Source organism: Lysinibacillus telephonicus (genome assembly GCF_039654155.1).
GTDB lineage: Bacteria > Bacillota > Bacilli > Bacillales_A > Planococcaceae > Ureibacillus > Ureibacillus telephonicus.
In genome coordinates this window covers 2,976,758-2,996,783 of the sequence record NZ_CP155468.1, presented here as the reverse complement: position 1 = coordinate 2,996,783, position 20,026 = coordinate 2,976,758, and the positions used below count along the sequence as shown (strand labels likewise).

The 20,026-nt window shown below is 35.3% G+C and carries 18 protein-coding genes; 17 read left to right on the top strand and 1 reads right to left on the bottom strand.

Features of this window, described 5'->3' with window-relative positions; all coding sequences use genetic code 11:
• Positions 1-135: 135 nt before the first annotated feature.
• Entirely contained in the window at positions 136-570 is a 435-nt protein-coding gene (locus MKY04_RS14440; protein ID WP_126292728.1) for an Rrf2 family transcriptional regulator, read from the bottom strand.
• A gap of 212 nt (positions 571-782) precedes the next feature.
• Here MKY04_RS14440 and MKY04_RS14435 point away from each other — a divergent pair, with 212 nt between their 5' ends.
• The 17 genes from MKY04_RS14435 to MKY04_RS14355 all read left to right on the top strand — a co-directional run bounded on the left by MKY04_RS14435 (position 783) and on the right by MKY04_RS14355 (position 20,024).
• Entirely contained in the window at positions 783-1,421 is a 639-nt protein-coding gene (locus MKY04_RS14435) for an NAD(P)-dependent oxidoreductase (protein WP_126292626.1), read from the top strand.
• Between the two features lie 706 nt (positions 1,422-2,127).
• Complete coding sequence (locus tag MKY04_RS14430; RefSeq protein WP_126292627.1) at positions 2,128-2,802, top strand: serine/threonine protein kinase; 675 nt, start codon at positions 2,128-2,130, stop codon at positions 2,800-2,802.
• Positions 2,803-3,344: 542 nt separating this feature from the next.
• The gene (locus MKY04_RS14425; protein ID WP_346234620.1) at positions 3,345-4,193 is read left to right on the top strand and encodes a MurR/RpiR family transcriptional regulator; all 849 of its coding nucleotides are present in this window, start codon (positions 3,345-3,347) and stop codon (positions 4,191-4,193) included.
• Between the two features lie 131 nt (positions 4,194-4,324).
• A complete protein-coding gene (locus MKY04_RS14420) occupies positions 4,325-5,713 on the top strand; it encodes an ABC transporter substrate-binding protein (RefSeq protein ID WP_126292629.1) in 1,389 nt (462 codons plus the stop codon).
• Positions 5,714-5,985: 272 nt separating this feature from the next.
• On the top strand, positions 5,986-6,879 hold the full coding sequence (locus tag MKY04_RS14415) for a carbohydrate ABC transporter permease (protein WP_126292630.1): 894 nt from the start codon (positions 5,986-5,988) through the stop codon (positions 6,877-6,879).
• Between the two features lie 16 nt (positions 6,880-6,895).
• Positions 6,896-7,723, top strand: a complete 828-nt coding sequence (locus MKY04_RS14410; RefSeq protein WP_346234619.1) for a carbohydrate ABC transporter permease — start codon at positions 6,896-6,898, stop codon at positions 7,721-7,723.
• A gap of 48 nt (positions 7,724-7,771) precedes the next feature.
• The gene (locus MKY04_RS14405) at positions 7,772-8,812 is read left to right on the top strand and encodes a serine hydrolase domain-containing protein (protein ID WP_126292631.1); all 1,041 of its coding nucleotides are present in this window, start codon (positions 7,772-7,774) and stop codon (positions 8,810-8,812) included.
• A gap of 26 nt (positions 8,813-8,838) precedes the next feature.
• Positions 8,839-9,831 (top strand): N-acetylglucosamine kinase, encoded by a 993-nt coding sequence (locus MKY04_RS14400; protein WP_126292632.1) that lies wholly within the window; start codon positions 8,839-8,841, stop codon positions 9,829-9,831.
• 57 nt (positions 9,832-9,888) lie between these two features.
• Positions 9,889-10,806 (top strand): N-acetylmuramic acid 6-phosphate etherase, encoded by a 918-nt coding sequence (gene murQ, locus MKY04_RS14395; protein WP_126292633.1) that lies wholly within the window; start codon positions 9,889-9,891, stop codon positions 10,804-10,806.
• Between the two features lie 87 nt (positions 10,807-10,893).
• Positions 10,894-12,066, top strand: coding sequence for an N-acetylglucosamine-6-phosphate deacetylase (gene nagA / locus MKY04_RS14390; RefSeq protein ID WP_246020130.1), 1,173 nt, complete (start codon positions 10,894-10,896; stop codon positions 12,064-12,066).
• Between the two features lie 2 nt (positions 12,067-12,068).
• Entirely contained in the window at positions 12,069-12,812 is a 744-nt protein-coding gene (nagB, locus tag MKY04_RS14385) for a glucosamine-6-phosphate deaminase (protein ID WP_126292634.1), read from the top strand.
• 42 nt (positions 12,813-12,854) lie between these two features.
• Positions 12,855-13,949: an ABC transporter ATP-binding protein gene (locus MKY04_RS14380; RefSeq protein ID WP_126292635.1), complete on the top strand. Its 1,095-nt coding sequence runs from the start codon at positions 12,855-12,857 to the stop codon at positions 13,947-13,949.
• A gap of 67 nt (positions 13,950-14,016) precedes the next feature.
• Positions 14,017-15,066 carry a P1 family peptidase gene (locus MKY04_RS14375; protein WP_126292636.1) on the top strand — a complete coding sequence of 350 codons (1,050 nt, stop codon included), beginning with the start codon at positions 14,017-14,019 and terminating at the stop codon, positions 15,064-15,066.
• A gap of 66 nt (positions 15,067-15,132) precedes the next feature.
• On the top strand, positions 15,133-15,927 hold the full coding sequence (locus MKY04_RS14370; RefSeq protein WP_126292637.1) for a M55 family metallopeptidase: 795 nt from the start codon (positions 15,133-15,135) through the stop codon (positions 15,925-15,927).
• 245 nt (positions 15,928-16,172) lie between these two features.
• Positions 16,173-18,005: a peptide ABC transporter substrate-binding protein gene (locus tag MKY04_RS14365; RefSeq protein ID WP_126292638.1), complete on the top strand. Its 1,833-nt coding sequence runs from the start codon at positions 16,173-16,175 to the stop codon at positions 18,003-18,005.
• A 100-nt stretch (positions 18,006-18,105) separates the two neighbouring features.
• Complete coding sequence (locus MKY04_RS14360) at positions 18,106-19,050, top strand: ABC transporter permease (RefSeq protein WP_126292639.1); 945 nt, start codon at positions 18,106-18,108, stop codon at positions 19,048-19,050.
• Entirely contained in the window at positions 19,050-20,024 is a 975-nt protein-coding gene (locus MKY04_RS14355; RefSeq protein WP_126292640.1) for an ABC transporter permease, read from the top strand. Before MKY04_RS14360 ends, MKY04_RS14355 begins: the two co-directional genes overlap by 1 nt.
• Positions 20,025-20,026 lie beyond the last annotated feature (2 nt).

Sequence of the window (20,026 nt, the reverse complement as noted above, 5' to 3'; positions counted from 1 at the left end):
TTGTGGTGCAATTTCTTTAAAGGAAAATTGATGTCTTCTAAAAATTTTTAATTAAGATAATAAAATTATGTAGTTAAAAGAATGCGTAGTTCTAGTTGAATAATAGACAAAAAAGACATTCATTTCGAATGTCTTTTAACTGATATTTTCTTTAGTAGCAATATCCTTCACAACATCTTCTAGAGTAAGACTTTTTAAAACCTTCTCCATTGCTAATTGAGCCGATGTAAATAATGGTTCAATTGCATTCTGAATGTTTCTACCTACAGGACATTCAGGATTTGGATTATCATGGACAGTAAATAACTCTCTTTCCTGTACAACATTCACTGCCTTATATACATCAAACAGTGTAATTTCAGATAATTCTTTTGCGAGTTCAGCGCCTGCAACACCTGGTCGGACGTTTACCAATCCTGCCGTTTTAAGCATGCCCATAATTTTCCTGATCACAGCAGGATTTGTATTTACACTTCCTGCTAAAAACTCTGAAGTACTTATTCCACTTTTATTTATCTCAATAAGAGCTAATATATGAATACCTACAGAAAATCGACTACTAATTGACATTTTATCACCTTTCATCATACATAGATGTAACATAATAATACACCTGTAATTCATTTTATTACAAGTATAATTCAAGCCGAATTAATAATGAATGAGCGAATAAAGTAATATGGAATTGAAAAGAATAATAAAAGTGTTGACATGTATATTAAATGTAATTAATATGATTACAGGTAATCGAATAGGTTACAACTGAATAGGAGGATTTTAAAATGAAAATTGCAATTATTGGAGCAAGTGGTAAAGCGGGAAGTCTTATTTTGAAAGAAGCTGTTAGTCGTGGACATGAAGTGACGGCTATTGTAAGAGATGCTTCAAAACTTGATGATAAAAACGTTGCGATTATTGAGAAAACTATATTTGATCTTACATCCAATGATGTGAAAGAGTTTGACGTAGTTGTTAACGCATTTGGTGCGCCTCTTGGTGAAGAGCAAGCACATGTTGATGCTGGGCATGCATTAATTGAGACGCTAAAAGGAACTAATACAAGAGCAATTATTGTAGGCGGAGCTGGAAGTCTTTATGTAGACGAAAACAAAACAGTTACAGTAATGGAAACACCTGATTTCCCAGATATATTTATCCCAACAGCAAAAGGACAAGGACGTAATTTACAAGAATTGCGGGAAACTTCTAATATTACATGGACGTTCATTAGTCCTTCTGCTATGTTCGATGCGGAAGGAAAAAGAACTGGTTCATATAAGTCTGGCAAAGACCATCTTTTGGTTAATTCAAAAGGTGAAAGTTATATCAGCTATGCAGACTATGCTATTGCAGTAGTGGATGAAATTGAAAATCCTCAACATATAAATGAACGTTTTACAGTTGTCGGGGAAGCAGAATAAGTATTTACAATTGGAAAATAATTAAGTGCCATTAGTGTTTACGCTAGTGGCATTTTGCTTTCTCGTTATGGTGTTGGATTAAATATCTATCGGGGAAAGTTAGAGAAAAATGGGATGCCAAAATTACAAGAGGATTCAATTTACCAACACGTTTTGTATTGCATATGTTTGACCGGTTGTTCCGAGAGGTAAAACTCTAACACGCGACAAAAAGATGAATAAGCATCTTGTTATATCTTTTGCCTTGAATTAGCTAATGAGGTTATTCTATAATACATTTGCTTTTCGTAAAATATCAACAGGAGTAATTTGAACTTCCTAAAACAAAAAGCAGCTCACATTGCGATTGATACTGTAAATGATTGACCAGAGAGGGTTAATTAAGAATAAGTAATTATAAATGGAGCCATATTTTAGTTATTCCATTGAAGGACGCTTTTCTGAAAAATAAAGAGAGCGTCTTTCTTTATAAATAGGGCCATATTGCGGAGTAAAGTAAACACTATTTTATATAATGCAATCAGGATTGTAAAGGATTACACTTAAACTAACGGGACAGCTTAGTTAAACAATCAACTTATAAACTAATAATTTTGTAGTGAAGTATCTGAATATGATTTAATTTTTGTTAAGGGCTATATAGGACCACTATTTGAGTAAATTGGAACACATAGTTTTCTACAACATTAAAGAAGGGAGGGGTTATATGGAAAGCGACTGGATCAAAGCTATTGATTCTCTTTCCAAAATTAAAGTTTATTCAAATCCAAATAACGAGCCAGTTACCATAAATGGTGACGCTGATGATATAAAATGCATAGGTATCGGTACAGATGCCGCCGTTTTTCAATCACTTTCTGCCCCAGCTTATGCATTTAAATTATATGCCAAGGACAAAATAAACAAAGTAAAGGTTGAAGCTAATGTTTATCAAATTTTAGGGGATTCACCTTTTTTTCCAACATGTTTTGCTTCATACGACGAATACCTAGTTTTAAGTTACGAGAAAGGGAAAACACTCTTTGACTGTATTTTACAAGGTATTCACATTCCGGAACAGGTTGTAAAAGATGTGGAGGTTGCAAGAGAATATGTTCGGAATAAGGGACTTAACCCACGTGATATTCATTTGAAGAATATTATACTGCAAAATGGAAGAGCAAAAATAATAGATGTCTCTGAATACACAATGTCAGGTAATGATTTTCGATGGGAGCATCTAAAAAAAGGTTATGAGCAATACTATCACTTAATAGATGGAAATTCCGTTCCTTTTTGGCTAGTAGAAACGATTCGAAAGTGGTATAACAATCGGGTGGATAATTCATCTTCATATGAAGAGTTCACAAAAAATATTTTAAAACTTTTATATAAAAAATAGGTGAACTTGCTCTATTCAAAACATTTGTTCAAGAATTTTGATTATTGAATGCGGGGCTTTGTTGAGCTAAGATCTTGGGCGTATTTCTCTAAGAAATGCGTCTATTTTCATATGATAACCATATTTGACAGCGAAATTTATAGTTTATTTAACCAAAGAAGTTAGTATATAACGAGGATTTTAAAGTAACGGAAAAGATGAGACTCCACAATTGAGTGCTATTGTGGAGAAACAGAAGTAAAAATAATCGAACCTATTTATAAAACCTAAATTGCTAAAAATAACCCATTTTGAACAATCTTTTTTCAAAGTGGGTTGTTTTTATTTATCATAAAATGTAGTTTACAAGACATTTTTAATCAAACCTCATTTTAAAGCTACAAATAACGCTATTATTGAAAAGTGAAATATAAAATTTAATTTTCTGAAATTTGAGAAAAAAGAGTTGACGCAAAAATTACAAATCATTAGAATGTAATTAAGCTACAAATATATTTATATTTTTCTGTAGTTTAACTACATGAAGAGTTAGGTGATTTAGGATGGACAATGGGTTGGAACGTATTAGACAAGGTATTCCAATATTAAAACCATCAGAAAAGAAAGTATCAGATTATATTTTGAACAACCCAAAAGACGTTTTGCATATGCCGATTGCACAATTATCTAAAGCAACGAATACAAGCGAGGCAACCATTATACGTATGTGCAAAGCTCTTCAGTTTAAGGGATACAGGGATTTAAAGCTAAGTATTGCTGCTGCAATTCCGCAAAATAAACCGATTGAGCATAACTACCAAGAAATTTCTGCTGAAACAAGTCTTTCTGAAACAATTCAACAAATTGTCTCTAATAATATTTATTCCATTAAAAATATTACTGCAGTCAATGATGAAGAAGATTTAAAAAAAGTAATTCATGCATTAAATACTGCAAGGAAAATAGTCATTATTGGCGTAGGTGCTTCAGCGATTGTTGCACTGGATTTTGAACAAAAATTAAAACGCATTAATAAATGGTGTGAAGCATTAACAGATAGCCATTCACAATTAGTATCAGTAACGAACTTAAATAAAGAAGATGTACTTTTTGCAATTTCATATTCAGGAGAAACAAAAGAAATACTTAATACAGTAAGTATAGCGAAGGAAAATAATACGAAAATAATTTCACTAACTAGTTATAGTAATAACACATTACAAAAAACTTCAACATTCACTCTATTTGTAACCTCAACAGAAAATACAATACGAAGTGCTGCAACCGCCTCTAGAATTTCACAACTTACCCTAATCGATATTTTATATACAGGAATAGCCTCTATACATTTTGATGAATCAGTAAATTATCTAGAGAAAACTAGAGAAGTAATAACAAGGTTTTCAAAATAACAAAATATTAATATTGTAAGCCAAAACGTTTAAGTTTGTTTAATTGGTATTAACCATTAATCACTACAAAACTATTATTCTATTTTGTAGTGAATAACAGGTTTACATAAATTGAAAAAGAGGTGTTGAAATTGAAGAATTCGGTTTACAAAAAAAGCTGGTTATTTTTGCTCGCTGCACTTCTTCTCTTTGTTCTAGCTGCATGTACTAATGATACAACCTCAGAGGATACTGAAACAGAACAACCAGAAACTACAGATGAAGGAACGGAAGAAGCAGGCTCTGGCGAAATTTCAGGACAATTAGAAATACAATATTTCGTAGGTGGATATGGAGATGAATGGTGGAAAACAGTCATCGAAGATTTCAAAAAAGCTTATCCTGATGTAGAAGTTATTGAACATGCTGGTCCAGATATTAATACAGAAATGAACACAAGATGGATTTCGAATGATCCACCTGATGTAGTTTACATTGATGGAAATGGCTCTAGTGAAACACAAATGATTAGTGAAGGGCAACTAATGGATATTAGTGAATGGGCTAAAGGCATCACTATGGAAAATGGAACGCCATTATTAGATAGCTTTATTTCGCCAGCTGAGGAATTAGATGGCGGGAAAATTTATAGTTTACCTCTTGTGTTTGATACTTGGGGCGTTTGGTATGACGGTAACTGGTTTGAAGAACAAGGCTGGGAAGCACCAACCGACTTTGATAGTTGGATAGAATCCATGAAAACTATAAAAGAAGAGGCTGGTATTGCACCATTTATTACGACTGGTCAATATGCTCAATACTTCCAACGAGGCGTCCTATATCCTGCCTTTGCTGCTGCAGGTGGTGAAGAGCTTCTAAATAATTTATCAAATGGCGTTGTTGAGGCATGGGAAAGCGAAGAAGCGTTAGAGGTTATGAAGAAAGTTGAAAAAATTGTAGATGAAGGTTTAGTAGATGAAGGTTTTGCAGCATACAGTCATACACAATCACAAATGAATTTCTTGCTGCATAAAAATGCCTACATTCCAGTTGGCTTCTGGCTGCCAAATGAAATGATTAACGATACACCTGAAGGATTTGAATATTCATTTGTACCAACACCAATGAATGATTCTGGAAATCCAATGGCATTAATCCCAGATATTCGTCCTGTTGCAATTGCACAAGAAGCAGATAATCCTGAAGCGGCAAAAGCCTTCCTTGAATTTATCTTTACAGAAAAATATGCTCAAGCATTTGCTGAATCAACTGGCGCTATTATGAACTTAAAAAATATTGATCTCTCTGCAAATAATAACGTTCCTTCATTTTTAAAAGGAATTAATGAGATGATTAATAACCCTGGAGCAATTCAAATTTACGAAAGAAATACTCCGGTAGATGCTAAAGAACAGGAAATAAATGTTGAAATAACTAATGAAATCAAATTACAAATTGTCGAGATTTTAATGGGCAGAATTGATGCAGAAGAATTTGTTCAAAGAATGACAAATAAAGCAAAAGAATTACGGGGAAGTTAATCTTTTTAAATAGTGCTACTAGAAACTAAGAAAAGTAGCAATTAATGTTGAAAGATGATAAAAATCTGCAGGACTCTACAGGAAAAGCGTGCGGCTGATACCCCACAGGCTCACGGGTGTTAAAAGTGAACGAAGCATATTAACACCACAACCTTGTGGCAACGGCTTTGTGACTAACATCGTGTAGGCCTGAGGAGGCTCAGGCCACGCCTGTGGAAAGGGAGCAGATTTTTATCAATCTCTACATAATTTAATAGAAAGAGGTGATGGGTGTGGTTCAATCAAAAAAACAAAAATATCTCTTTTTGTCTTTTTGTTTACTCCCAACCTTTATAGTGTTCTGTATATTTACTGTCTACCCGATGCTAGGGGGGCTTTATTTTTCTTTCTTTGATTGGTCAGGTACTAGCTCTGTAAAAGAATTTATTGGATTAGACAATTATAAGCAGCTATTAAATGATTCTGTAATTCCAAAAGCGATATTAAACGATTACTTTTTCGTATTCGTAAAGGTTTTTGGAATAATGATTTTATCACTTTTTTTCGCTGTAGCATTAACACAGCTTCGTATTAAAGAGGCACCGTTTTATCGAATTGTGTTCTTTTTTCCGAATATAATGTCTGTCGTAGTAATAGGGATATTATGGCAATTTATTTATGATCCGAATATTGGAATTGTAAATAGCTTATTAAAAGCAATTGGTCTAGAACAATGGGCAAAACCATGGTTAGGGGATATGACATGGGCATTGCCAAGTATTGCGATACCTGCAATTTGGGCAGGGATAGGACTATTTATGCTATTGTTAATGGGCGGCATTACGAGTATTTCAAAGAGCTTATATGAGGCCGCGGAAATTGATGGAGCTAGCGAATGGCAGCAGTTTTGGAAGATAACGGTTCCGTTAATTTGGCCGCAAATCAAAACGTCAATTATCTATATTGTTATTACTTCTTTAAATGGATCCTTTGTTCTTGTTCAAGTTATGACTGGTGGAGGACCTGGAATTGCAACAGAAGTTTTAGGATCTTATTTATATCAAAGGGCATTTGAAGATTTTAAATTTGGTTATGGGGCTGCGATTGGCGTATTAATTCTAGTTATATCACTTTTAACTGTAATCATTTTGCAATTCATATTGAAAAAGGAAAAAGTTGAGTATTAGGAGGGAGGTCATAAATATGATTAGGGCTTTATCTAGATTAGCTGTAAGAATTCCATTATTGATTTGGTCTTTTATCGTCGTTTTCCCTCTAATATGGATGTTTATTGGTGCATTTAAAACGAATGCAGAAATTTTTGCTTCACCATGGGCTTTACCCCAAAAGCTAAACTTCCACAATTTTGTCTCTGCTTGGTCGGATTACAGCATTGGAAGTGCCTTTGCAAATAGTTTGTTTGTTACCCTTTTAGGAACATTGTTATGCTTAGCCTTTTCCATCCCAACAGCATATGCACTTGAAAGATTGCGTTTTAAAGGAAGCGAAATCTTACTGAACACTTATTTAGCCTCAATGATGATTCCTTCAGTTTTAGGATGGATTCCTTTATTCTTTTTACTATTAAAATTTAACATGCTGGATAATTTATGGGCATTGTCTTTAATTTATGCTGTATCCCATATTCCATTCACTATTTTCATTTTAATTAGTTTTATGGGAAATGTACCAAAAGAATTGGAAGAAGCAGCAGCTATTGATGGTATGACTCCTTACGGTATTCTTTTTAAAATTGTAACTCCGTTAGTAAAATCAGGTATTATAACAGCTTCGATTTTAAACGCCATATCCTTCTGGAATGAGTATTTTATGGCTTTAATTTTATTGCAGGAAGATAGTAAAAATACTTTGGGTGTCGCAATGGATTTATTAAAAACAAATGCACAATATAAAAGTGCTTGGGGTGTACTGTTTGCAGGTCTTTGTATAGCGGTAATTCCAGTAATTATATTCTATTCTATATTCCAACGCCATATTGTCAAAGGAATGACAGAAGGTGCGATTAAGTAATAGCGAAATAGAATATTAGATAATTGTTACGTTTGGAAGGGGAATGTAATGTTTCAGAAAGTTTCGGAATTTTTAAAAAAAGAAGTACAAGAAGAACATATACCTGGCGTGGTCATTGGCGTTACAACAGCAGAAACAACAATCTACCAACAAGCCTTCGGATATGCTCATTACTCAAAAAAGATCCCCATGACTAAGGAAACAGTTTTCGACTTAGCCTCTCTAACAAAGGTGATTGCTACGCTGCCTTCTATTCTGCAACTGTTGGATAAAGGCGAGCTAGATTTAGACGATTCTTTTGCATACTATTTTCCACAATTTGAGAAATATCATGGGGAACTTACAATAAAGCATTTATTAACACATACGAGTGGTTTTCAGCCTGAGATTAAATTCTATCAAAAGGACATCTCAAAAAATAAAACGGTATCTTTTATATCAAAAGTTAAAGATAAGAAAAAAACAGGGAAACAGGTAATTTATAGTGATTTGAATTTTATGCTTCTTGGCAGTCTTGTGGAAAAGGTTACAGGAATGTCCTTAGCCGAATATACAACTAAGTTCATTTATGAACCATTAGGAATGAAAAAAACATATTTTAATCCTCCGAAAGATGAATTAAATCACATTGCAGCAACTGAATTTATTGAATCCTTAAACGACTTTCAATGGGGAAAGGTTCATGACGAAAATGCCCACTATTTTGGTGGTATAAGTGGACATGCCGGTTTATTTTCCAATCTAGAGGATCTATCTTTATTTGCAAGAATGATTTTAAACGATGGCGTTCATAAGGAAAGTAGGATTCTTTCATCACAATCCATTGCGTTAAGTTCGGAATCATTTACAAAAAATTTAAATTTAAATAGAGGGTTAGGTTGGCAGTTGTATGATACCCCTTCATTTTCAGGGCAATTTTTGCAAAATGGTTTTGGTCATACAGGCTTTACTGGAACATCAATTTGGTTTTCTAAGGAAAGGCATTATGCAGTAATTCTACTTACAAATCGTGTACATTTTGGTCGGAAAACAGATATTAGTCGACTGAGAAGAATTGTTCATAACTTAATAGCACTGGAAACGACGTGAACTTTCAAAATAAAGAGGGAGCGATTATGGAACTTAAAAAAACAGAGAAAAGATGGATTGGTATAGATGGGGGAGGGTCAAAAACAAGTTGTGTAATAGGAGATGAACAGGGACAGATTTTATCATTTGCCTTAGGCACATCTAGCAATATACACTCCATTTCACCTCAAAATGTTTTTCATACTCTAACTCAATTAATTAACAAAGTAATAGAGGAGTCCAAATCCACAATTCATCAGATTGAATCGATTCAACTTTGCTTAGCTGGTGCTGACAGAGAGAATGATCAAAAAGTGATTACAGAATTTTTTAAAGATACTCTATATGAAGAGAAAATAAAGATTAGAAATGATGCAGAAGCTGCTTTAGCTTCGGGTACATGGGGACAATCTGGGATTCTATTAATAGCAGGCACAGGTTCAATTGTTTATGTAATTTGCAATGAAACAAATGAAAGAATGCGTGTCGGAGGGTGGGGCTACTTGCTCGGAGATGAAGGAAGTGGATTTTACATTGGGCAGAGAGCATTGAGAGCAGTTCTGAAAGCATACGACTGCAGAGGCCAAAAAACAGTTTTAACAAATCTAGTATTAGATCATTTTAAAGTACAACAGGTGCCAGAACTCCTAAAGCTGTATTCAGATGAAAATTATGTGCCAGAAGTGGCAAGAATCTCCCAACTTGTATTGGAGGCTGCGAAAAAAGAGGATCCGGTTGCAATAGAGATTTTGCAGGATGCTGTTTTCGAGCTAGTTCAAATGGTGAAGGTGGCTTACCACCATTCTGCATACAAAAAATTAATGCTTGTATTACATGGTGGACTTTTTTCAGATGCGTATTTTAAAAATTTATTTCTGAAAAATTTAAAACCAGTTATTGGAGATGTCGAAATCGCTCAACCAGAATTACCAGCAGTACTTGGTGCGTATTTATTAGCGATTAAAGAATCTGGTCTATTAATTGACGACAAGTTCAAAAAGAATATTAACTTTTCTTGGAATAAGTTAAATCATCAATAAAAGGATGCAGTTTGAAGAGGTGCTTAAGACGCATTCTTAAGTAAAGGAGTTTTATGTATGGAACTATCAAAACTGACGACAGAGAGTAGAAATCCTGCTAGTACAATGTTAGATCAGATGACTATAATGGAAATTTTACAAACAATAAACAATGAAGACAAATCAGTTGCCTTTGCTGTTGAAGAAGTATTGCCAGTAGTAAAAAGGGTTATTGAGAAAACAGTGGAGTCGTTAACAAATGGAGGAAGACTTTTTTATATTGGATCCGGTACGAGTGGCAGAATTGGCATGATGGATGCTTCTGAATGTCCTCCAACATTTATGACTTCTCCAGAAATGGTACAAACGATTATGGCAGGTGGGAATAAAGCCTTTTTTCAAGCGGTTGAAAATGCAGAGGATGACGAGAATCAGGGAGAGATCGATTTAATTTCAAGAAATCTAACGAAAAATGATGTGGTCATTGGGATAACTGCTAGTGGTAGAACTCCTTATCCTATTGGTGGTATTAAATATGCTAAAAAAATTGGTGCATTTACTGTAGGACTTTCAAGCAATACCAACTCACTCATTAATCAATATACAGATGAGGGGATTGAGGTTGTAGTAGGTCCTGAAGTATTAACGGGTTCGACAAGAATGAAAGCAGCAACTGCTCATAAATTGATTTTAAATATGATAAGTACAGCAACAATGGTGAAACTAGGGAAAGTATACGAAAATCTTATGGTCGATGTTAATGCCAATAATTTCAAGCTAAAGGAAAGAGCGAAAAATATCCTTATGGAGACTACCCACATTTCCTATGAAAAAGCGGAAAACGTATTAGAGGAAACAAACTACGAAGTAAAACCTGCAATCGTTATGATGAAAACCAATTCCAGCTATCAACAATCACAATCTGCTCTACAAATTTGCAATGGAAATGTAGGGCAAACGATAACTTATTTGTTAAACAATAAGACCATTGAATGATTGAAGAATGATAGAAGAACCTTCTTACTTTACAAAAAACTTAGAGAATTGTATGGGTAAATCCTCATAAAGAAAGGGTAATAATTAATGACACAACAAATGGACCATATTCTAATTAAAAACGGAACTGTTTATTTAGAAAATAGTATTTTAAAAAAAGCTTCTATTTTAATAGCAGAAGGAAAAATTACAAAAATTATTTTGGATGATGTTATAAACATTGAAAATTTAACTGTTGTTGATGCCACTAATCTTTATATTATTCCTGGTTTTATTGATGGACATATCCATGGAGCGCGCGGTTTTGATGTGATGGATGCTACAGAAGAGGCACTTGATACAATTGCGCAATATTTACCTCAGGAAGGGGTAACGAGTTTTCTTGCTACAACGATTACCCAGTCACATAAAAATATCGAAAAAGCATTAGTAAATGCAGCACAATACAAAAATAAACCGAAGCAGGCAGAAATGATTGGAGTGCATCTGGAAGGTCCATTTGTAAATGAAAAAAAAGCTGGTGCACAACCAAAGAAATATATCGAATTGCCAAGTATTGAACTATTTAAAAAGTGGCAAGAGCTTGCAAACTATAAAATTAAAACAATTACTTTAGCACCTGAACTAGATGAAAAGGGAGAATTTATCCGTTATTTATTTAATGCGGGTATAAATGTTTCAGCAGGACATACTGATGCAAGTTTTCATCAAATAAAAACGGCAGTTGAGCGTGGAGTTCGACAACTAACTCATCTGTGTAATGCAATGAATGGAATTCATCATCGGGATATTGGTGCTGTCGGAGCTGCTTTTCAATTAACCCCATTAAGGTCAGAACTAATTGCGGATGGAATACATGTTTCGCAAGAAATGCTGCAAATCGTTTATGACAATATCGGCAGTGAAAGAATTATTCTAGTATCGGATGCGATGAGGGCAAAGTCGCTTGGACCAGGTGACTATGAGTTAGGAGGTCAGCTAGTAAAAGTGATTAAAGATAAGGCTGTTTTAAAAGATGGAACATTAGCAGGCAGTATTTTAAAAATGCAAGATGCTGCTTTACAGATGCTTAGATTAGAAAACGTAACTATTCAAGATATTATAAAAATGACTTCTACAAATATAGCAAAGCAGCTTGGTATTGATGATAGGAAAGGGGTTATCGAAAATGGGAGGGATGCTGATATAGTAATTATTGATTCAAATTTTACAATCAAGTACACAATCTGTCGCGGTCAAATTTCTTACAAGGGAAAATGATGATGAAAATCATAAAAGTTACAGATTATGAAGAGATGAGTCAAACTGCATGTAATATTATTTTGGGTAAAGTAAAGGATAAGAAGCATCTCGTACTTGGATTAGCAACCGGTTCTACTCCTGAAGGGTTATATCGTTGTATGATTCAAGCATATAAAGAAGGTAAAATATCCTTTCAGAATATAGTAACCTTTAATTTAGATGAGTATCTTAATTTACATCAAGATCATCCAAATAGCTATCACCATTATATGAAGAAAAAATTTTTTGACCATATTGATATTCCTAAGAAGAATATTCATTTACCAGATGGAATGGCAACGAGCTATATTCAAGAGTGCCAACAATATGATGAAAAAATTCGACGTGCAGGGAATATTGATATCCAAGTCCTTGGTTTAGGCGTAAACGGACATATTGGATTTAATGAACCAGGCACTTCTTTTAAAATTAGGACACATGTTGTTAATTTAGATCAAATTACACGAAAAACAAATTCAAAGTTCTTTCGAGATATTCAAGATGTCCCAAAAAAAGCAATCACAATGGGAATTGCAAACATAATGGAGAGTAAAGAAATACTATTGCTAGTTTCAGGGAAAAAGAAGGAGTTGGCATTAGCAAGGTTAATAAACGAGGAAATTAGTGAACAATTTCCAGCGTCAATATTGAAAAGACATCAAAATGTGACAATAATCGCTGATCGTGCTGCACTACCCAATTTGTGCAAAGAAAATAGGCACTAGTTTTTATAGTGAGTTAAACACTAGTATGAGAGGAATGATAGAATGGCAGAATTACGTCTTGAAAATATTCAAAAAAAGTATGGCAAAGATGTATTAGCGGTTGAAGATTTTAATCTGCATATACAGGATAAAGAATTTATAGTTTTTGTTGGTCCTTCTGGCTGCGGGAAATCTACTACTCTACGAATGATTGCAGGGTTAGAGGAAATTTCAAGTGGGGAGTTGTACATCGATGGAATGAAGGTGAACAATGTACCACCAAAGGATCGTGATATTGCAATGGTTTTTCAGAACTATGCCCTTTATCCGCATATGAATGTTTATGATAATATCGCATTTGGTTTGAGATTACGAAAGTTTAGTAAAAAAGAAATCGATCAACGGGTGAAAAAAACGGCAAAAATTCTTGGGTTAGAGGAATATTTGAAAAGAAAACCAAAAGCATTGTCAGGTGGACAACGTCAAAGGGTGGCATTAGGACGTGCGATTGTACGGGAAGCAAAAGTGTTTTTAATGGATGAACCGTTATCAAATTTGGATGCAAAATTACGTGTGCAAATGCGTACAGAAATTTTAAAATTGCATCAACAATTACAAACAACAACGATTTATGTTACACACGACCAAACAGAAGCGATGACGATGGCCACACGAATTGTCGTAATGAAAGGAGGGAAAATACAGCAAATTGGAACGCCGAAAGAAGTTTATGACCATCCAAACAATGTATTTGTAGGCAGTTTTATTGGATCGCCTCCGATGAATTTCCTGCACGGTCGATTTGAGGATAACCATTTCTTTGTAGATGATATCCAAATAGAAGTGCCTGTAGAAAAAAGAAAATTGCTTCAAGACAAAGGCTATTCAAAGAAAGAAGTAATTTTGGGATTTCGTCCAGAAGATATACAAGAGGAAGCTGATAATGTTGTGAAGAATAGTTCTAAAATACAAGCAATCGTAGAAGTTGCTGAATTATTAGGAGCAGAAACATGCCTCTATTCCAAAATAAAAGAACAAGAATTTATAGCACGAGTAAAAGCAAATACAGAGATATCTAATGGGGCAACTGTTAGTTTTGTAATTAATATGGAGAAAGCACACTTTTTTGATACTGAAACAGAAGAGGTTATAAAATAGGCATTTAACTTAAGCCTCTTCAATATTACAAGCAGCCTTCATATAAAAGCAGAAAAGGAGCGAGTAGATGGGGAAGAAAATACGACAATTAGGAGTGAAAATCGGCAAGATGCCTGTTGGAACTAACAATTGTATTACCGATATTGCTGGAGTGAAAGTAGGGCATGTCACCCTCGACTATCCATTAGATCAAAAAGGTGAATATGCCTGTACAGGTGTAACGGCGATTTTACCTCATGGTGGAAATTTATTTCAACAAAAGGTAACTGCAGCAAGCTATGTGTTAAACGGTTTTGGGAAGACAACCGGGCTATTGCAAGTAAATGAATTAGGTTTAATTGAATCGCCTATTATGCTTACTAACACTTTTGCGGTCCCTGCTGTTACACAAGGAACACTTCAATATATGCTGGATAGGAATGAAGATATCGGTATACATACAGGGACGATTAATATTGTCGTAGGTGAGTGCAATGATAGTTATCTAAACTCAATTAGAGCTTGCCCAGTAACTCCATATCATGCAATAGAAGCAATTCAAAAAGCTTCTGAAACGATTGCTGAAGAAGGAGCTGTTGGTGCGGGTAAAGGGATGATTTGCTTTGGATATAAAGGAGGAATCGGATCCTCTTCGCGAATAGTTGACGTAGAGGGAGAGGATATGTCCTATACGGTAGGATGTATGGTTCTAAGCAATTTTGGAAGTAGCGGAGAGTTTTTGATTGATAACTATGTTTCTTCAAGTCGCCAAATTCTATCAACAATATCTCCAACAGACGGGTCAATTATCATTGTGCTTGCAACAGATGCCCCCCTTAGTAGTCGCCAGCTTTTACGTGTCATTAAGAGATGCGGCATTGGGTTAGGTAGAACAGGCAGTCATTTTTCACACGGCAGTGGGGATATTGTCATTGGCTTTTCTACTGAAAATAAAATTCAGCACTCAACTAACGCGTTATTAGAAACTCGTACACAACTGCGTGAGGATCATCCAGTTATAAACGCACTATTTACAGCGGCGGCAGAGGCAACAGAGGAAGCAATCATTAATTCTCTTTCTCAGGCTGAAACTACTGTGGGTCGTAACGGAAATATTGTTCATGCTTATCAGTTTTAAGAAGGTATTAATGGTACTGCAATAAAGCATTAATGATAATCATCAAATAAAGGAGGAACGAGTATTATGAAAGTATATATTAGTGCGGACCTAGAGGGGATTACAGGTACGACTGCATGGATTGAAACGGAATTAAATACACAGGATATCCAACCATTTTTAAAACAAATGACGAAGGAAGTGGAGGCTGCCATCGAAGGAGCAATCGCCGGTGGGGCAACAGAAATAGTATTAAAGGATGCGCATGATTCTGCACGAAATCTTGATATTTCAAATTTACCTCTAAATTGTAAGGTGATTCGCGGGTGGACAGGTGAACCAATGTGTATGGTAGCAGGTCTTGATGCTAGTTTTGATCGAGCGATATTTATTGGCTATCACAGTAAAGGTGGAAGTCATCGAAATCCATTAGCACACACACTCGTTGTAAATGCTGATGTGAAAATTAACGGTGAATATGTTAGTGAATTTTTAATCAATACGTATGCAGCTGCATTGCATGGTGTACCAGTTGCATTTGTAAGTGGTGATGTGGGTTTAACAGAGGAAATAAAAAGTGTAAATGAAAACATCATCACCTTTGCAACAAAAGAAGGAATTGGAAGCGCAACAATAAACGTCAGTCCGAGGCTGACAATTGAAGAAACGAGAAACCTTGTAGAAAAAGCGATGAAAGTAGATAGAGATTTACTCCATGTTAATTTGCCAGAAAAATTTATCGTGGAAATTATTTACCGAGATCATACACGGGCTTACAGAAACTCATTTTACCCAGGTGCAACTTTTAAGCCACACAATACAGTAGAGTTTATAACAGATGATTTTTACGAAGTATTACGTGTTTTACAGTTTTTAACGTAGGACAATATTTTATTATTCATTTAATAAAAATAGCTGAACAAGAAGAAATATCACTACAGCTTTTTAAACGCCGCTAAAATCTCTGTAATGAATTCTGAATATTAAGATAAATGAATATCTAGATATTCTTATGCTTGTATGAAAAGTCTAATTGCTGGTCGTCTACTTCATGGAATATCGAATATCAGATGGGGCTAGAATTGGATTTTCATTATAAAAAGACAATAAAAGTGAGGAGGGGTTAAATGAAAAGGATTTGCTTATTGTTACTAGCTGTTATCTTTGCATCATTTTTAGCAGCATGTAGCAACAAAGATGATGAGTCTTCAGGTGAAATCTCAGAATTCCGCAAAGTTTATGCTGGCGAGATAAAAACATTAAATTACTTAAAAACTGCTGAAGCGAATGAGTTTGCGATGTCTGCGAACCTAATTGATGGGTTAATTGAATACGATAAGTACGGAATTGTGCAGCCAAGCTTAGCAGTAGAATGGTCAGCAAATGAAGATAGCACAGTTTGGACTTTCAAAATTCGTGAGGGAGTTAAATGGGTGAATCATGAAGGGGAAGAGTATGCAGAGGTTGTCGCTCAAGATTTTGTAGATGGACTAAATTATGTGTTAGATGCAAAAAATGAGTCATCTACCGCGTGGATTGCAACAGTTGTGAAAAACGGTAATGCTTTCTACAATGGTGAAATTACAGATTTCTCTCAAGTAGGCGTCAAGGCACTCGATAAATATACATTAGAATACACATTAGAAAATCCGACACCTTATTTCCTTTCGATGTTGAATTATGTCTGTTTCTTCCCGGTAAACGGAGACTTTTTAGCTGACAAAGGTGAAACGTTTGGTACAACTAGGGAAACAACTCTCTATAACGGAGCTTACATTTTAGAAAAATTTGAACCTCAAAATGAACGTGTACTTGTAAAAAATGAATCATATTGGGATAAAGACAATGTGTTCATTGATCGACTCCGCTTTAAATACAACAAAGAGGCTTTAACTGTAGCACCAGAATTGTTTTTACGGGGAGAAATCGATTCAGCAGACATTCCAACATCGGTAGTTGAGGAATGGTTTAATGATGAAGAGAAAAAAACAAAGCTTCGTCAAATTCAAAATAACTTCTACACGTATTTTTATGCATTAAACTTTAACCCACAATACGATGCAGAATATGAACCGGAAAATTGGAAAATCGCTGTCAACAACAAGAACTTCCGCAAATCATTGTTCCATGCACTTGATCGTAAATCCGCAATGTTAACAACTGAACCATTCAATCCAGAAAGTTTGTTGAATAACACAATCACACCGAAAAACTTTGTCGATGTAGAAGGTGTGGATTATACACAACTTGCTCCATTGGCGGATATCTCGAATACAGATTCATTTAATGCAGATTTAGCATTAGAGTACAAAGAGAAAGCATTAACAGAACTTGAAGGGAAAGCTACTTTCCCGGTTAAGGTGGTAATGCCATACAACTCTAGTATGCCAGACTGGGCAAACCGTACACAAGTTGTGGAACAGCAACTTGAGAATCTCTTAGGGGCAGATTATATTGACGTTATTGTAGAACCAGGCCCATCTACTGGTTTTTTATCTGAAGTGCGTCATCCAGGAAAGTATTCATTAATGGAAGTTAACTGGGGACCAGACTATGCTGACCCATCATCCTATACAGATCCATTTACTGAAGGGGGAACATACAACAAGCCAGAACTTGCTGAAGGGTACACAGAAGCAAATGGAAAATCTAAATACCAAAACATGGTAGATGCAGCGAAAGCGGAAATGGATATAGCAAAACGCTATGAACTGTTTGCAGAAGCAGAAAGTTTCTTAATTGAGGAGGCATTTGTCATTCCGTATGCGGTAGGTGGCACTGGCTATATTGCATCCAAATTAAATCCATTTGAGGCACAATATTCACCATTTGGCGTAACTTTAGAGAAATTTAAAGGTCAAAAAGTATTAGCAGAACCAATGAGCAATGAAGAGTTTAAAGAAGCGTTAGCTCAATGGGAAAAAGAGCGTGCCGAAGCATTAGCAAAAGCAGGTAAATAAGAGGAAGGAAAAATAAATTAATTAGAAGGGGATGGCCGAGACCAGCTTTCGCATCTCCTTCATTCTGTTTATCTTAATTGATAGTAGGGAGGGTAAATGGATGTTGTGGTATATAGGAAAACGATTGTTACAGTCAATCGTAACACTATTTATTATCGTTACGATTGTTTTCGCATTATTACGCTTAATGCCTGAAGAAGGGTATTTAGGAGCTGCTGCTGAAAAAATGTCACCGGAACAACAAGAAATTTACTTAACGAACTTAGGACTTCGTGATCCGCTAATCGTTCAGCTTGGAAATTTTTATGCGAGTTTGTTGCAAGGGGATTTAGGAACTTCTGTAACATATCGGACGGATGTACCTGTTACAACAATTATATCTGAAAAAATAATGTACTCATTGTTTTTTGGGTTAGGTGCAGTTGCCCTGTCACTAATTGTAGGAGTGCCACTTGGTATTTTAATGGCTCAAATGAAAGGGCGTTGGCTAGATCGATTGGGAACTGGCTACATCGTATTTGTTGTTGCTGTCCCTGCGGCCGTTTACTATATTTTTATTCAAATGTATATAACAGAAATTTTCAATTTACCGATGCTCTTTGACGAATATAATCCTATCAGTTGGTTATTACCGTTAACTTCAATGGCATTGGCTCCAACCGCTTCCTATGCTATGTGGATGCGCCGCTATATGGTGGATGAGTTAAACAAAGACTACATTAAACTAGCACGTGCAAAAGGTGTGAAAGAACGAACATTGATGTTCAAACATGTTATGCGCAATGCTTTTATTCCTTTGGCGCAGTACTTACCTGCAACCATTTTATTTACAATTATGGGTTCAATATATATCGAATCTTTATATTCAATCCCAGGTATGGGTGGGTTGCTTGTTGATGCTATTCAGCGTCAAGATAATGCCGTCGTACAAGGGCTAGTTTTGATTTTCTCCTCTTTGGGAATCATCGGATTGTTTTTAGGAGATTTAGCGATGGCACTTGTAGATCCTCGAATTAAATTAGGAAAAGGGGAGAGTGTGCGTTAATGGGATTGTACTCAGAGGAAATTTCAAATATTTCAAATAGGGCTAGTGAAAATCTATTTGATTTTGCAATTGTAGATGAAAAGAAAGCAGAACAAACTGGCTACTCTAATTATTCTTATTGGCGTTCAACCTGGAAGTCATTTTTGGAAAATCGTTTTGCTGTTTTTTTATTAATAGTCGTTCTTAGTATCATCACCTTTGTGATTATCCAACCATACTTACCCTATCAAAAATCGCCAACCGAGATTTATATTGATGAACAAACTGGTTCGCAGGCGCGAAACATTGCACCAAATGCTGAGTTCTGGTTTGGCACAAATTCAATTGGACAAGATTTGTGGTCCCGTATATGGGCGGGAACAAGAACCTCCCTTCTGATTGGCTTTATCGTGGCATTAGTGGAAGTAATTGTAGGAATTACAATTGGTGCAATATGGGGATTCTCCCGTAAGCTTGAAGCACCGATTACACAAGTTTATAACATCGTCGAAAATATCCCAACGACAATTGTCTTAATTTTGATGTCCTATATTTTACGACCAAGTATATCGACTATCATCATTGCAATGTGTATTACTGGTTGGGTGGAAATGGCAAGGTTTATTCGAAATCAAGTTGTCATTTTACGGGATCGTGAATACAATTTAGCATCCAAATGCTTAGGTACACCAAGCAGCAGAATTATCTTAAAAAATCTATTACCATATTTAATTTCCATCATTATGCTGCGTATGAGTTTAGCAATTCCATTTGCGATTGGCTCAGAAGTTTTTTTAACATATATCGGTTTAGGGTTGCCTATTAGTGAACCATCTTTAGGTAACCTAGTAAATGAAGGCCGTGTATTAATGATGTCCCCGGATTTACGTTATCAATTAATTTTTCCAAGTGTTGTATTAAGTGTTATTACCATTGCATTCTATATTATTGGGAACGCATTTGCAGACGCTGCAGATCCGAAAAATCATGTGTAAGG

Coding starts and splice junctions, on each gene's coding strand:
- MKY04_RS14380 (WP_126292635.1), top strand. CDS start 12,855: ATGGCAGAATTACGTCTTGAAAATATTCAAAAAAAGTATGGCAAAGAT.
- murQ (WP_126292633.1), top strand. CDS start 9,889: ATGGAACTATCAAAACTGACGACAGAGAGTAGAAATCCTGCTAGTACA.
- MKY04_RS14375 (WP_126292636.1), top strand. CDS start 14,017: ATGGGGAAGAAAATACGACAATTAGGAGTGAAAATCGGCAAGATGCCT.
- MKY04_RS14410 (WP_346234619.1), top strand. CDS start 6,896: ATGATTAGGGCTTTATCTAGATTAGCTGTAAGAATTCCATTATTGATT.
- MKY04_RS14425 (WP_346234620.1), top strand. CDS start 3,345: ATGGACAATGGGTTGGAACGTATTAGACAAGGTATTCCAATATTAAAA.
- MKY04_RS14440 (WP_126292728.1), bottom strand. CDS start 570: ATGTCAATTAGTAGTCGATTTTCTGTAGGTATTCATATATTAGCTCTT.
- nagB (WP_126292634.1), top strand. CDS start 12,069: ATGAAAATCATAAAAGTTACAGATTATGAAGAGATGAGTCAAACTGCA.
- MKY04_RS14355 (WP_126292640.1), top strand. CDS start 19,050: ATGGGATTGTACTCAGAGGAAATTTCAAATATTTCAAATAGGGCTAGT.
- nagA (WP_246020130.1), top strand. CDS start 10,894: ATGACACAACAAATGGACCATATTCTAATTAAAAACGGAACTGTTTAT.
- MKY04_RS14405 (WP_126292631.1), top strand. CDS start 7,772: ATGTTTCAGAAAGTTTCGGAATTTTTAAAAAAAGAAGTACAAGAAGAA.
- MKY04_RS14400 (WP_126292632.1), top strand. CDS start 8,839: ATGGAACTTAAAAAAACAGAGAAAAGATGGATTGGTATAGATGGGGGA.
- MKY04_RS14370 (WP_126292637.1), top strand. CDS start 15,133: ATGAAAGTATATATTAGTGCGGACCTAGAGGGGATTACAGGTACGACT.
- MKY04_RS14430 (WP_126292627.1), top strand. CDS start 2,128: ATGGAAAGCGACTGGATCAAAGCTATTGATTCTCTTTCCAAAATTAAA.
- MKY04_RS14360 (WP_126292639.1), top strand. CDS start 18,106: ATGTTGTGGTATATAGGAAAACGATTGTTACAGTCAATCGTAACACTA.
- MKY04_RS14435 (WP_126292626.1), top strand. CDS start 783: ATGAAAATTGCAATTATTGGAGCAAGTGGTAAAGCGGGAAGTCTTATT.
- MKY04_RS14365 (WP_126292638.1), top strand. CDS start 16,173: ATGAAAAGGATTTGCTTATTGTTACTAGCTGTTATCTTTGCATCATTT.